Source organism: Streptomyces sp. NPDC058650 (assembly GCF_042717315.1).
Lineage (GTDB): Bacteria > Actinomycetota > Actinomycetes > Streptomycetales > Streptomycetaceae > Streptomyces.
In genome coordinates, this window is record NZ_JBHXRL010000009.1 from 299,274 (window position 1) to 313,597 (window position 14,324).

Here is a 14,324-nt window from a genome sequence, read left to right on the forward strand (position 1 = left end):
AGGACGCGTGGCCCGCGCCCGTGGTTGCCTCCGCCCATCACCGGCACGGTCATCGGCGCCTTCGCCGTCCGCCTGGCGGCCGGCGACCGACCACGGCCCTTCAGGAGACACGTACGGGGGACCACCGGCTCACCGCGGCGAGGTCGGCGCTGATCGCGGCGGCCGTGCCGCGAAGGTGGGGGAGAAGCGCGGCGAGGCTCTCCTCCGCGGAGCGGCGGCCCGCGTGCAGAGCCACGTTGACGGCGGCGACCACCCGGCCCCTGCCGTCCGTCACCGGCGCCGCGAGCGAGCGCAGCCCCTCCTCCAGCTCCTGCTCCACCCATCCGTAGCCGCGCCGCGCGGTCTCGGCCACCGCCTCGGCGAGCGCCTCGGGCGTCGTCACCGTGTGGGGCGTGAGCGCCTCGGGCGTGACACCCGCGAGGAGCGTCGCGCGTTCCTCCTGGGGCAGGGCGCCGAGCAGGACCCGGCCCATCGAGGTGGCGTAGGCGGGCAGGCGGGTGCCCACCCTGATGTCGATGTGCATGATCCGGGAGCTCGCGACGCGGGCGACGTAGCGGATGTCCGTCCCGTCGAGCACGGCGACGGACGCCGACTCGTGGACCCGGACCACCAGTTCGGCGAGGTGCGGCGTGGCGATCTCGACGAGCGTGAGGCCCGAGACGCGGGCGTGGCCGAGCTCCAGGACACGGGGGAGCAGCCGGAAGCCGTCCTCGTCCTCCCGTACGTATCCCAGATGGCGCAGGGTGATCAGCGACCGCCGGGCGGTGGCGCGGGGGAGGCCTGTCAGACGGGCCAGCTCGGACAGCCTGGCCGGGCCACGGACCGCGCCGAACGCGCACAGGACGTCCAGACCGCGCGCGAGCGACTGCAGGAACCCCGCCCCCAGCTCCTCCTTGAGCGCCGCCGCACCCGGACCGGCGGGCGGCGCGTCGCGCTCCGCCGCGGGGGCCGCCGCGAGGCCCGCCTCCATGGCCGCGACGGCCGTGCGCAGCGGCGGCAGGGCGATGCCGGCGAGGGAGTCGACGTCGTGCCGGCTCGTGTGGCTGACGACGCTGACCGCGCAGACGACGGCGCCGGTCGCGTCGCGCACGGGCAGGGCGACGGCGATCAGCCCGGTCTCGATGAGCTGGTCGTCGGCCGCCCAGCCGTCCGTACGGCTCCGGTCGGCCCGGGCGCGGAAGCCGGCCTCCACGGAGTCCGGCGACGGCGCCGAGGGAGTGCGGGGTGGCACCGCCGGGAAGGCGGCGTCCAGCGGGTCCTTCAGGTGCCGCGCGCGCCACGCCTCCCACTCCGCGTCCGCCCAGTCGGCGGCGAACAGCGCTCCGGGCGCGCAGCGTTCGGCCGGCAGGACGTCCCCCGCGCGGAACGAGATCGCCATGGCGCGCCGACGCGCGGCCTGCGCCACGAAGCGCACCCCGTCCCCGTCGGGGACCGCCACGGACACGGACTCGTCGAGCTCGTCGGCGAGGGCGACGGCGTGCGGCCCGACGGCCTCGGGCAGCCCGGTCGAGGACAGATAGGCGTTGCCCAGGTCCGCCGCGCGCGGCGCGAGCAGCAGGTCGCGTTCCTCGGCGCGTACGTAGCCGAGGCGCAGGAGTGTCGTGGCGACCCGGTCGACGGTCGACCGGGCGAGCCCCGTGGTGCGGGCGAGATCGCCGGGGCGATGGCGGGTCCCCGGTCCGGCGGCCACCGCGCGCAGCACGGCGAGTCCACGCTCCAGCGGCCCGACGAGCTCCTCCGGGGGCTCGTCCGGCTCCGTGCGCTGCGCCATCGTCTGGTCTCCTCCTGCTGGTCGCGGGCCGTGTCGCGGGCCGTGTCGCGGGCCGGTCACGGCCGGTCCGCTGGCCGTGGTCGCGGGCCGGTCACGATGCGAAAACCGTACCCGTCGCCGTTGACACGGCCCGAAGCGTGGGCGGACACTCACCCCGCGTTCGTTGATGAACATAAGTTCACCAGGCGAACGCGTGCGCCGTCAATCCTCAGTGAAACGGGTCGTTACATGGACAAAGTGGTGACATCCGCCGCCGACGCGGTGGCGGACATCGGAGACGGCGCCTCGCTCGCCGTCGGCGGCTTCGGGCTGAGCGGGGTGCCGGACGTACTGATCCGGGCCCTGCACGCGCGGGGTTCCGGTCGGCTCAGCGTCGTGTCGAACAACTGCGGCGTCGACGGCGGCGGCCTCGGCATCCTGCTCGCCGACGGCCGCATCGTCCGCGTGACGGGCTCCTACATCGGCGACAACAAGGAGTTCGCCCGCCGCTACCTCGGCGGCGAACTGGAGCTGGAGCTCACCCCGCAGGGCACCCTCGCCGAGCGCCTCCGGGCCGGCGGCTGCGGCATCCCCGCCTTCTTCACGCCCGCCGGCGTCGGCACCCAGGCCGCCGACGGCGGACTGCCCTGGCGGTACGCGCCCGACGGCAGCGTCGCGGTCGCCTCCCCTCCCAAGGAGGTCCGCGACTACGACGGCCGCCCCCACGTCCTCGAACACGGCATCACCACCGACTTCGCCCTGGTCCGCGCCGCCCGCGGCGACCGCCACGGCAACCTCGTCTTCCGCCGCTCCGCCCGCAACTTCAACCCGCTCGCCGCCATGGCCGGCCGGATCACCGTCGCCGAGGTCGAAGAGCTCGTGGAGCCGGGCGAGCTGGACCCCGACGCGATCCACCTGCCCGGCGTGTTCGTGCAGCGGGTCGTCGCACTGACCCCCGAAGAGGCCGCCGCCAAGGGCATCGAGCGAAGGACGGTACGCACGCGATGAGCTGGACCAGGGACGAGATGGCGGCCCGCGCCGCCCGCGAACTGACCGACGGCTCGTACGTCAATCTCGGGATCGGACTGCCGACCCGGGTCCCGGGCTTCCTCCCCGAGGGCGTCGACGTCGTCCTCCAGTCGGAGAACGGCCTCCTCGGCGTCGGACCGTATCCCTACGACGACGGGGTCGACGAGGTCGACCCCGACCTGATCAACGCGGGCAAGGAGACCGTCACCGTCCTGCCGGGCTCCTCCTTCTTCGACTCCTCGCTCTCCTTCGGCATGATCCGCGGCGGCCACATCGACACCGCGATCCTCGGCGCCATGCAGGTCTCGGCCGGCGGCGACCTCGCGAACTGGGCCGTCCCCGGCCGGATGGTCAAGGGCATGGGCGGCGCGATGGACCTCGTCCACGGCGTCCGGCGGGTCGTCGTCCTCACCGAGCACACCGCCAAGGACGGCTCACCGAAGATCGTCGACACCTGCACGCTGCCCCTCACCGGCCGCGCCTGCGTCCACCGGATCATCACCGACCTCGGCGTCCTCGACGTCACCGCGGACGGACTCGTCCTCGTGGAGACCGCGCCCGGCGTGAGCGTGGACGAGATCACGCGCCGCACCGCGGCGCCCGTGTCCGTACCCCTGTCCGTCGCCGCACACACGGAGGAGACCCCGTGACCAAGGACGTCTACATCGTCGACGCCGTACGGACCCCGGTCGGTCGCTACGGCGGCGCGCTCGCGGGCGTCCGCCCCGACGACCTCGCCGCCCACGTCCTGCGCGCCCTGCTCGACCGTACGCCCGCGCTCGACCCCGCCCGGATCGACGACGTCATCCTCGGCAACGCCAACGGCGCCGGCGAGGAGAACCGGGACGTCGCCCGCATGGCCGCGCTGCTCGCCGGAATGCCCGTCACCGTCCCCGGCGTCACCGTGAACCGCCTCTGCGGCTCCGGCATGGAGGCCGTGATCCAGGCCTACCGCGCCGTCGCCGTCGGCGACGCCTCGGTCGTCCTCGCCGGCGGCGTCGAGTCGATGAGCCGCGCACCCTGGGTGCTGCCCAAGCCCGACCGCGCCTACCCCGCCGGCCACCAGGAGCTCCACTCCACCACCCTCGGCTGGCGCATGGTCAACCCGCGCATGCCCGCCGAATGGACCGTGTCCCTCGGCGAGGGCGCCGAACTCGTCGCGGAGAAGCACGCCATCGGCCGCCAGGAGCAGGACGCCTACGCCCTCGCCAGCCACGCCAAGGCCGCCGAGGCCTGGTCGACCGGCGCCTTCGACGCCGAGGTCGTCCCCGTCGAAGGCACCGGCATCGGCGAGGTCCTCCTCGACCGCGACGAGTCCGTCCGCGCGGACACCTCCCTCGCCGCCCTCGCCCGCCTCAAGCCCGTCTTCCGCGAGGACGGCACCGTCACCGCCGGCAACGCCTCCCCGCTCAACGACGGCGCCTCCGCCCTCCTGATCACCGACGAGGCGGGGCTGCGCGCCACCGGCCGCGAACCCCTCGCCCGGATCACCGCCTCGGCCGTCACCGGCATCGAACCGCAGTACTTCGGCCTCGGCCCCGTCGAAGCCGCCCAGCGCGCGCTCGCCCGCGCCGGCCGCACCTTCGCCGACCTCGCCACCCTGGAGCTCAACGAGGCCTTCGCCGCCCAGGCCCTCGGCTGCCTCGCCGAATGGCCCGACCTCGACCCCGCCGTCGTCAACCCCCACGGCGGAGCCATCGCGCTCGGACACCCCCTCGGCTCCTCCGGCTCCCGGCTCGCCGGAACCGTGGCCCACCAGCTCGCCGCCCTCGGCTCCGGCACCGGCCTCGCCACGCTCTGCATCGGCGTCGGCCAGGGACTCGCCCTCGTACTGGAAAGGTGACAGGACGTCATGGCACTGACGCAGCAGGACATCTCGCGCGAGATCGAGGGCGAGCGGAAGGACTACCTCGCCGCCGGCGAGGTGCGCCACCATCCCGCCCGGGACTACGCCCCCTACCGCAGCAGCGCGCTGCGCCACCCCCTCCACCCGCCCGTCACGGTCCACGACCCCGAGGCGGTCGAACTCTCCGGACCGGTCTTCGGCGTCACCGACGTCACCGAGACCGACGCCGACCTGACCCTGGCCCACGCGGGGGAGCCGCTCGGCGAGCGGATCACCGTCACCGGCCGCGTCCTCGACCGCGCCGGACGGCCCGTACGCGGCCAGCTCGTCGAGCTGTGGCAGGCCAACGCCGCCGGCCGGTACGCCCACCTCCGCGACCAGCACCCGGCGCCGCTCGACCCGAACTTCACCGGCTTCGGGCGATGCCTGACGGACGACCAGGGCGCGTACGCGTTCACGACCGTCAAGCCGGGGGCCTACCCCTGGCGCAACCACGACAACGCCTGGCGCCCCGCGCACCTCCACTTCTCGCTCTTCGGCACCGCGTTCACCCAACGGCTCGTCACCCAGATGTACTTCCCCGGCGACCCGCTCTTCCCGTACGACCCGATCCTCCAGTCCGTCACCGACGACGCGGCCCGCGAGCGGCTGGTCGCCGCCTACGACCACGACCTGTCCACCCCCGAGCGGTCGCTCGGCTACCGCTGGGACATCGTTCTCGACGGCCCCACCGCGACCTGGATCGAGGAAGGCCGATGAGCCGCGACCCCCTGACCTACCTCCCCACGCCCTCGCAGACCGTGGGGCCCTTCTACGGCTACGCCCTGCCCTTCCCCGGCGGACCCGACATCGCGCCCGCCGGACATCCCGACAGCCTCGCCGTCCACGGGTACGTGTACGACGGCCGCGGCGCCCCGGTCCCCGACGCGATCGTGGAGATCTGGCAGCCCGGTCCCGACGGCGACCGCTCCGGCGCCCCCGGCTCCCTGCGGCGCGACCCCGTCACCGGCGGGTACGCGGGCCGGGACGGCGTCACGTTCACCGGCTTCGGCCGGATCGCCACGGACGCCGACGGCCACTGGGCCGTCAGGACCCTCCCGCCGGGCGGCGTCCCGTACCTCTCCGTCTGCGTCTTCGCCCGCGGCCTGCTCCACCACCTGTACACCCGGATCTACCTGCCGGGCCCGGCCACCGACGCCGACCCACTGCTCGCGGGCCTCGCGCCCGAGCGGCGCGCGACCCTCCTCACCGCCGAGGAGAGGCCGGGCGTCCACCGCTTCGACATCCGCCTCCAGGGGCCCGAGGAGACGGTGTTCCTTGACTTCCGCTGACCCTGACGAGACCACGGAGAGCACGGCGTACGACGTCGGGCTCCTCACCCCCGTCAGCGCGGGCACCGCGGCCGAGCGCGCCACCGGCGACCGCGCCTTCCTCCAAGCGATGCTCGACGCCGAGGCCGCCCTGACCCGGGCCCAGGCCGCCCTCGGCCACACCCCCGGCCCGGCGGCCGAGGCGGTGACGGCGGCGGCCCGTGCCGACCGCTTCGACGCGCGCGACCTCGCCCTGCGCGCCCGCGCCGGCGGCAACCCGGTCATCCCGCTCGTCGCCGCGCTCACGGCCGCCGTGCCCGCGGACGCCGCGCCGTACGTCCACCGGGGCGCGACCAGCCAGGACGTCCTCGACACCGCCGCGATGCTCGTCGCGGCCCGTACCGTCCCCCTGATCACCGCCGAACTGCACCGCGCCGCCGCGGCGTTCGGGCGGCTCGCCGCCACCCACCGGGACACCCCCATGGCCGGCCGCACCCTCGGCCAGCACGCCGTACCCACCACCTTCGGACTCAAGGCGGCCGGCTGGCGCCACCTCGCCCTCGACGCGGCGGACCGGCTCGCCGCCCTGCGGCTCCCCGCCCAACTGGGCGGCGCGGCAGGCACCCTCGCCGCCTTCGAGTACCTGGCGGGCGCGCCCGGCAGCGGCCCGGAGCTCACCGAGCGGTACGCGGCCGAACTCGGGCTTGCCGCACCCGTCCTGCCCTGGCACACCCTGCGCACCCCGATCGCCGACCTCGCGACGGCGCTCGCGTTCACCGGCGCCGCCCTCGGCAAGCCCGCCGCGGACGTCCTCCTGCTCGCCCGCACCGAGACCGCCGAACTCGCCGAGGGCGGCGGCGGCGGATCCTCCGCCATGCCGCACAAGAGCAACCCCGTCCGCGCCACCCTCGTCGCTTCGGCCGCCCGCCAGGCCCCCGCCCTCGCCGCCGTCCTCCTCGGCTCGCTGACCGCGGAGGACGAGCGGCCCGCCGGCGCCTGGCACGCCGAGTGGCAGCCGCTGCGGGAACTGCTCCGGCTTGCGGGCTCCGCCGCCCACCACACCGCCGAACTCGCCGAAGGACTCCACGTCCGTCCCGACCGGATGCTGGCGAACCTGCACCGCACCCGCGGTCTCGTGACGAGCGAACGCCTCGCTGCCACCCTGGCGGACGTCCTCGGCCGGGCCGACGCCCGGACCCTCCTCGACCGGCTCTCCCGGCGGGCGGCGGAGGAGGACCGGGAGCTCGCGGAGCTGCTCGTCGACGCGCCCGAGCTGAACGGCCGGATCACCTCCGAGCAGCTCCGCGCCCTCGCGGACCCGGCCGGCGCCACCGGCGCCGCGCCCCTGCTCGTCGACCACGCCCTGCGGAGGCAGCCCTCCGCCGACCCGGAAGGCCACCCGTGACCAGCGTTCTCCACCACCGGATCGACGGTCCCGCCCACGCGCCCGTCCTGATCCTCGGCCCGTCCCTCGGCACCTCGCTCGCCGTCTGGGACGCCCAGGTCCCCGCCCTGGCCCGCCGCCACCGGGTGATCCGCTTCGACCTGCCCGGCCACGGCGACACCCCCACGGGGACGCTGGGCGACACCGCCCCCGGCGCCACCGGCATGGCCGACCTTGCGGCCCTCGTCCTGTCCCTCGCCGACCACCTCGGCGCGGAGCGGTTCGCCTACGCCGGCATCTCCCTCGGCGGCGCCATCGGCGCCCACCTCGCCGCCCACCACCCGGAGCGGATCACCCGCCTCGCCCTCGTCTGCTCCTCGGCCCGCTTCGGCGAGCCCGCCGGCTGGCACGAACGGGCCGCCCTCGTACGCGAGAAGGGGACCGACGCCGTGGCGCCGGGCACCCCCGGCCGCTGGTTCACCCCCGACTTCGCGGGCACGCACATCGCCGACCGCCTCGTGGACGACCTGTGCGCCGCCGACGCCGAGGGCTACGCGGCCTGCTGCGACGCCCTCGCCACGTACGACCTCCGCGCCGAGCTGCCCCGCGTCACCGCACCCACCCTCGTTCTCGCCGGGCGCGCCGACCCGGCCACACCCCCCGCGCACGCCCGCGAACTCGCCGACGGCATCCCCGACGCGAGCCTGCTCGAACTCGCCGGCGCCGCCCACCTCGCGCCCGCCGAACGACCCGAAGCGGTCCTCTCCGCGCTCCTCGGCCACTTCGGCACCCCCGACTCCGAGGACAGCCGATACGCCGAGGGCATGGCGGTCCGCCGGGCCGTACTGGGCGACGCCCATGTGGACCGGGCCGCCGCCCGCACCACCGACTTCACCGCCGACTTCCAGGACTACATCACCCGCTGCGCCTGGGGCGAGATCTGGACCCGTCCCGGCCTCGACCGGCGCACCCGCAGCTGCCTCACCCTCACCGCCCTGATCGCCCACGGGCACCAGGAGGAGCTGGCGATGCACGTCCGCGCCGCGATCCGCAACGGACTCACCCCCGAGGACATCAAGGAAGTGCTGCTGCACTCCGCCGTCTACTGCGGGGTGCCCGCGGCCAACTCCGCCTTCGCCACCGCACAGCGCGTCCTCACCGAGGACGGCACCCCGCTCTCCCTCTGACCTGACCGGCACGGCGCCCCCTCTTCCCGCTCCCTCATCACCCTCACGGAGACCACCCATGCCCCGCACCACCGTCGGCATCATCGGAGCCGGACCGGCCGGTCTCCTCCTCTCGCACCTGCTCCACCGGCAGGGCATCGACAACGTCGTCCTCGAACTCCGCGACCAGGCGTACGTCGAGCGGCGCCAGCGCGCCGGCATCCTCGAACAGGACACGGTCGACGTGCTGCGCCTCTCCGGCGCAGGCGCCCGCATGGACCGGCAGGGCCTGGAGCACCACGGCATCGAACTCCGCTTCGACCGGCGCTCCCACCGCATCGACTTCCCGTCCCTCACCGGCGGACGGTCGGTCATGGTCTACGCCCAGACCGAGGTGGTCAAGGACCTCATCGCCCTGCGCCGGGAGGCCGGGGGCACGATCCTCTTCGAGGCCGAGGCCCTGTCCGTCGACGGCATCGAGACCGACCATCCCACCGTCCGCTACCGCCACGAGGGCGCCGAGCACACCCTCGACTGCGAGTTCGTCGTCGCCTGCGACGGTTTCCACGGCATCGGTCGGCGCTCCCTGCCCGAGGACGTCCTCACCGTCACCGAGCGCACCTACCCCTTCTCGTGGCTCGGCATCCTCGCCGACGTCGCGCCCTCCTGCGACGAGCTGATCTACGCCCACCACGAGCGCGGCTTCGCCCTGCACAGCATGCGCTCGCCCGAGGTCAGCCGGCTCTACCTCCAGGTCGACCCGGACGACTCCACGGACAACTGGTCCGACGAGCGGATCTGGGACGAGCTGGAGGCCCGCTTCGCCGTCGACGGCGACTGGGAACTGAAGCGCGGGCCCATCACCGAGAAGAGCATCACCCCGATGCGCAGCTTCGTCGCCGAGCCCCTCCGCCACGGACGCCTCTTCCTCGCCGGGGACGCGGCCCACATCGTGCCGCCCACCGGCGCCAAGGGCCTCAACCTCGCCGTCGCCGACGTCACCCTGCTCGCCCAGGCCCTCACCCGCCACCACGCCGAGCGGGACGAGTCGCTGCTCGACGCCTACTCGGAGACCGCGCTGCGCCGCGTCTGGCGCGCCGAGCACTTCTCGTACACGATGACGACCCTCCTCCACAGCAGCCCGGACGACACCGCCTTCGACCGCGGGCTGCGCCTCTCCCATCTGCGCTACCTCGCGAACTCGGGGGCGGCGTCGGCCTCGCTCGCGGAGAACTACGTCGGCTTCGGCGACAACTGACGGCCCGTCGCCCGACCCGCCGAGTGCGGCCGCGTCACGCGGCCGCCCTCACCGTGCTGCCCGGCCGGACCAGCGGAATCGAAGAGCGCGCCGAGGTGCGGACGGCTTATGTCAACACCATTGACCTTGATCTGTCCGGAGAGGTCTCATGGCGGCACTTCGGAGGCCCGCACCTCACCTCCGCGATCTCAAGGAGCCCCGCCGTCATGGACCCCCTCGCCTCGCTCCGGGACGTCGACCCGACCCCGTTCTGGCTCGACAGCCCCGAGAAGCCGCAGCCCGCGCCCGCCCTCGTCGGCGCCACCACCTGTGACCTCCTCGTGGTCGGCGGCGGTTACACCGGCCTCTGGACCGCCCTCGTCGCCAAGGAGCGCGACCCCTCGCTCGACGTGGTCCTCGTCGAGGCCGACGAGGCCGGCGGCGCCGCCTCCGGCCGCAACGGCGGATTCGTCGAGGCCAGCCTCACCCACGGCCTGCACAACGGCCTCTCCCGCTGGCCCGACGAGATCGGGCTCCTGGAGCGCCTCGGCCGCGAGAACCTCCAGGCCATGGAGGACACCCTCGTACGCCACGGCATCGACTGCGACTGGGAGCGCACGGGCATCCTCACCGTCGCCACGGAGGCCCACCAGGTCGCGGAGCTCCAGGAGGAGGTCGAGACCGTGGCCCGCCACGGCGGCAAGGCCGACTTCCTCGACGCCGAATCCGTACGCGCCGAGATCGACTCCCCGACCTTCCTCGCCGGCCTGTGGAACAAGGACGACGTGGCCATGGTCAACCCGGCCCGCCTCGCCTGGGGCCTCCGGCAGGCCTGCCTCACGCTCGGCGTCCGCGTCCACGAGCACACCCCCGCCCTGTCGCTCGACGAGCAGGGGCACACGATGGCCGTCCGCACGCCCTACGGGCGGATCACCGCCCACAAGGTGGCCCTCGCCACGAACGCGTACCCCTCCCTGCTGCGCCGCCACCGCCCGTACACCGTCCCCGTCTACGACTACGCGCTCATGACGGAGCCGCTCAGCGAGGCACAGCTCGCCTCCGTGGGCTGGCGGAACCGGCAGGGCTTCGCGGACATGAACAACCAGTTCCACTACGTCCGGCTCTCCGCCGACAACCGGATCCTGTGGGGCGGCTACGACGCCGTCTACCACTACAACGGACGCGTACGCCCCGAGTACGACCAGCGACCCGAGACCTTCGCGACCCTCGCCCGCCACTTCTCCACGGCCTTCCCCCAGCTGGCCGGGGTGCGCTTCAGCCACGCCTGGGGCGGAGCCATCGACATGAGCACCCGCTTCTGCGTCTTCTTCGACACCAGCCACCGGGGCAAGGTCGCCTACGCCGCCGGCTTCACCGGACTCGGCGTCGGCGCGACCCGCTTCGGCGCGGAGGTCATGCTCGACCTGCTCGACGACGCCCGCACCGCACGCACGTCACTGGAACTGGTGCGCCGCAAGCCGCTGCCGTTCCCGCCCGAGCCGGTCCGCTCGGTGGGCATCGGCATCACCAAATGGTCCCTGGCCCGCGCGGACCTCGACGGTGGCCGTCGCAACCTCTGGCTGCGCACCCTGGACCGCTTCGGCCTCGGCTTCGACAGCTGACCCGCCGGAAGGGCTTGCCGCGCGGGCGGGACCCGGCGGACGTATGGTCCGAACATGGGTGACGTGGGAGAGCCCACGGAAGCGGACGCCCAGGACGTCTTCGCCGAGGGACTGCTGGACGCCGTCCTCGCCGATGTCATGCGCGACACCGAGGCGTCGATAGGGCTCGTGTACGTGCGGGTGCCGGGGGACCGGAACCTGCGCCTCGCCCTGGTGTCGGGGGTGTCCCGGGAGATCGCCGCCCCGTGGGTCCGCATCCCGGCCGACGCCCCGATCCCGGTGGCCGACGCCATGCGCCACCGCACGCTCGTGTGGCTGGGCGGCCGGGAGGAGATCGCCCGCCGCTATCCGCGCCTGGGGATCGTGCTGCCGTACGACTTCCTGCTGGCGGCCGCCCCCATCGCCGACGCCACGACCGTGCACGGCGGCGTCGTCCTCCTGTGGCCGGTCTGGCATCCGCCTCAGCTCGACGAGCGCGAGCGCGAGACGCTCGACCTCTCCTGCCGCCGGGCGGCACGGCTCCTGCGGCGAGCGGCCGGACAGGAACCGCGGTCCTACCCCGAGGAGCCGCGCGTCGTGCACCCGACGCGCCCCTCCGAGGCCGACCCCGCCCTGGCCGCGGCCGCCGTCGACTTCACCGAGCGCCTGCCCGTGGGCTGCTGCGCCCTGGACTTCGACGGACGCATCACCTTCATGAACACCGCCGCCGTCGAGCTGGTCGACGCCGGAGCGGTCGCGCTGCTCGGCAGGAGGCCGTGGGAGGTTCTCCTCTGGCTGAACGACCCCGTCTTCGAGGACCGCTACCGCGCGGCGGTGGTCACCCGCCGGCCGGTGTCGTTCACCGTCCGGCGACGACCGGGGGTATGGCTCCTCTTCGAGCTCTACCCGGACGCCACCGGGATCAGCGTCCACATCACCCCGTCGCCCGGACCCGACGCCACGGACGGGGAGGCGGCCGCCGGCGCCGTCGCGCCGGGCCCCGCACCGACATACGGCGCGCCGTACGTCGAATCCGTGGGCGCCTCCGCGGTCTACCACCTCATGCATCTCGCGGCGACCCTCGCCGAAGCGGCCGGCGTCCACGAAGTCGTCGAACTCGTCGCCGACCAGATCGTGCCCGCCTTCGGCCCGCACGGCCTCGTGCTGATGAGCGCGGACGAGGGGCGACTGCGCATCATCGGCCACCGCGGCTACGACCAGGAATTCATCGACCGCTTCGACGGCACGCCCCTGACGGCCGAGGTCGCCGACGCCCAGGTACTCACCACCGGCGTGCCCGTCTTCTTCCCCACGTCCGACGACCTCCACCGCGCCCACCCGCACGCCCCGCGCTACGAGGGCCGCCACGCCTGGGCGTTCCTGCCCCTGATCGCCTCCGGCCGGCCCGTCGGCTCGCTGATCCTCTCGTACGACCAGCCGCGCCCCTTCCCCGCGGCCGAGCGCGCGCTGCTCACCTCGCTGGCGGGACTGATCGCCCAGGCCTTTGCCAGGGCCCGCCTCTACGACGCTCAGCACTCCCTCGCGCGCAGCCTCCAGACGAGCCTGCTCCCGCACGGCCTGACCCCGCTCCCGGGGGTGGCCGTCGCCGCCCGCTATCTGCCCGCGGGCCACGGCATGGACGTCGGCGGGGACTTCTACGACCTCATCCACGCCGCTCCCGACAGGGTCATCGCCGTCATCGGCGACGTGCAGGGGCACGACACGAACGCGGCGGCCCTCATGGGACAGGTGCGCATCGCCGTCCACGCCCACGCCACCGAGGGCGTGTCCCCGGGCGACATCCTCGCCCGTACCAACCGGCTCCTGATCGACCTCGACCCGGACCGCTTCACCAGCTGCCTGATCGTCGAGCTCGACCTCGCCCGCCACCGGCTGCGGCTGGCGACCGCGGGCCACCCCCCGCCCCTCCTGCGCCGCCCCGACGGTCGTACGGGCCCGGTCGGGGTCCCGCCGGGACTCCTCCTCGGGATCGCGGCGGACGTCGGGTACACCACGGCGGAGGCGCCCTGGGAGCCGGCTCCGTCCTCGCCCTCTTCACCGACGGGCTGGTCGAGACACCCGGCGCCGACATCGGCACCGCCACGAGGGAGCTCGCCGACCGTCTCTCCCGGTGCCGGAACCGGGACCTGGAGGCCCTCGCCGACGAGCTGATCCGCCATGTCACGGACGCCGCGCACCGCACCGACGACGTCGCCCTGCTGCTCGTCCGACGGCAGCCCTGAGCCGCCCGTCGACGGGGACGCGAGGCGGAGGAAGCGCGTGTCCCCTCCCGGGGCCCGGCTAGCGGGGCGGCTCGCGGTCCGGGAGGAGGCCCTGGTCCAGGGCCACGACCACCGCGCGCGTACGGTCGCTGACGTCCAGCTTCGCGAAGACGCGGAGGAGATGGGTCTTGACCGTCGCCTCGGCGATGACCAGGCGCTTGCCGATCTCGATGTTGGACAGACCGTCGGCCACCGCCCCCAGCACGTCCCGCTCCCGCGCGGTCAGGACGACCGGGGCGGGGCGGCGCATCCGGGCGACCAGCCGTTCCGCGACGCGCGGGGCGAGGACGGTCTCCCCGCGGGCCGCGCCGCGGACGGCCTCGGCCAGCTGCTCGCCGGTGGTGTCCTTCAGCAGATAGCCGATGGCACCGGCCTCCACCGCCCGCTCGATCTCGACGTCGGTGTCGTACGTGGTCAGGATGAGCACCCGGGTCGGGGCCGGGCCGGCGGTGATGGCGGCGGTCGCCGCGACGCCGTCTAGCACCGGCATGCGCAGGTCGACCAGGGCCACGTCGGGGGTCAGCCGCTCGACGAGCTCGACGCCCGCGCGGCCGTCGCCCGCCTCGCCGACGACGGCGATGTCCGGGGCGGGCGCCAGGAGCGAGACCACTCCCGCGCGCATCACGGTGTGGTCGTCGACGACCACGACCCGGATCGGGGCCGGGGCCGGGGCCGGGTTCGGGTTCGGGGGCGTCAGCGGTTCGGGTACTGCGGGCATG

General features: G+C 74.5%; 11 protein-coding genes and 1 pseudogene. 10 read left to right on the forward strand and 2 right to left on the reverse strand.

The window, feature by feature from the left end:
- Positions 1 to 100 precede the first annotated feature (100 nt).
- On the reverse strand, positions 101 to 1,771 hold the full coding sequence (locus ACFWWU_RS19140; RefSeq protein WP_384146636.1) for an IclR family transcriptional regulator C-terminal domain-containing protein: 1,671 nt from the start codon (positions 1,769 to 1,771) through the stop codon (positions 101 to 103).
- Positions 1,772 to 1,999: 228 nt separating this feature from the next.
- Between ACFWWU_RS19140 and ACFWWU_RS19145 the strand changes: the two genes are divergently transcribed.
- From ACFWWU_RS19145 to ACFWWU_RS19190, 10 genes and pseudogenes are all read left to right on the forward strand, one after another.
- Positions 2,000 to 2,758 (forward strand): CoA transferase subunit A, encoded by a 759-nt coding sequence (locus ACFWWU_RS19145; RefSeq protein ID WP_384146639.1) that lies wholly within the window; start codon positions 2,000 to 2,002, stop codon positions 2,756 to 2,758.
- Complete coding sequence (locus tag ACFWWU_RS19150) at positions 2,755 to 3,429, forward strand: 3-oxoacid CoA-transferase subunit B (protein WP_384146642.1); 675 nt, start codon at positions 2,755 to 2,757, stop codon at positions 3,427 to 3,429. The genes ACFWWU_RS19145 and ACFWWU_RS19150 overlap by 4 nt, the downstream gene beginning before the upstream one ends.
- Positions 3,426 to 4,622 carry a thiolase family protein gene (locus ACFWWU_RS19155; protein ID WP_384146645.1) on the forward strand — a complete coding sequence of 399 codons (1,197 nt, stop codon included), beginning with the start codon at positions 3,426 to 3,428 and terminating at the stop codon, positions 4,620 to 4,622. Before ACFWWU_RS19150 ends, ACFWWU_RS19155 begins: the two co-directional genes overlap by 4 nt.
- A gap of 9 nt (positions 4,623 to 4,631) precedes the next feature.
- On the forward strand, positions 4,632 to 5,384 hold the full coding sequence (gene pcaH, locus ACFWWU_RS19160; protein ID WP_384146648.1) for a protocatechuate 3,4-dioxygenase subunit beta: 753 nt from the start codon (positions 4,632 to 4,634) through the stop codon (positions 5,382 to 5,384).
- Positions 5,381 to 5,956, forward strand: coding sequence for a protocatechuate 3,4-dioxygenase subunit alpha (gene pcaG, locus ACFWWU_RS19165; RefSeq protein ID WP_384146651.1), 576 nt, complete (start codon positions 5,381 to 5,383; stop codon positions 5,954 to 5,956). Before pcaH ends, pcaG begins: the two co-directional genes overlap by 4 nt.
- Positions 5,943 to 7,340, forward strand: coding sequence for a 3-carboxy-cis,cis-muconate cycloisomerase (gene pcaB / locus ACFWWU_RS19170; RefSeq protein WP_384146654.1), 1,398 nt, complete (start codon positions 5,943 to 5,945; stop codon positions 7,338 to 7,340). Before pcaG ends, pcaB begins: the two co-directional genes overlap by 14 nt.
- Positions 7,337 to 8,506 carry a 3-oxoadipate enol-lactonase gene (gene pcaD / locus ACFWWU_RS19175; protein ID WP_384146657.1) on the forward strand — a complete coding sequence of 390 codons (1,170 nt, stop codon included), beginning with the start codon at positions 7,337 to 7,339 and terminating at the stop codon, positions 8,504 to 8,506. Before pcaB ends, pcaD begins: the two co-directional genes overlap by 4 nt.
- Before the next feature lie 58 nt (positions 8,507 to 8,564).
- Entirely contained in the window at positions 8,565 to 9,743 is a 1,179-nt protein-coding gene (locus ACFWWU_RS19180) for a 4-hydroxybenzoate 3-monooxygenase (RefSeq protein WP_384146660.1), read from the forward strand.
- Between the two features lie 206 nt (positions 9,744 to 9,949).
- Entirely contained in the window at positions 9,950 to 11,344 is a 1,395-nt protein-coding gene (locus ACFWWU_RS19185) for an NAD(P)/FAD-dependent oxidoreductase (RefSeq protein WP_384146663.1), read from the forward strand.
- A 693-nt stretch (positions 11,345 to 12,037) separates the two neighbouring features.
- Positions 12,038 to 13,566, forward strand: a pseudogene (locus tag ACFWWU_RS19190) (PP2C family protein-serine/threonine phosphatase).
- A gap of 58 nt (positions 13,567 to 13,624) precedes the next feature.
- On the opposite strand, the gene ACFWWU_RS19195 reads toward ACFWWU_RS19190, so the two are convergent.
- Positions 13,625 to 14,323 (reverse strand): response regulator, encoded by a 699-nt coding sequence (locus ACFWWU_RS19195; RefSeq protein ID WP_384146666.1) that lies wholly within the window; start codon positions 14,321 to 14,323, stop codon positions 13,625 to 13,627.
- Position 14,324: the final 1 nt, after the last annotated feature.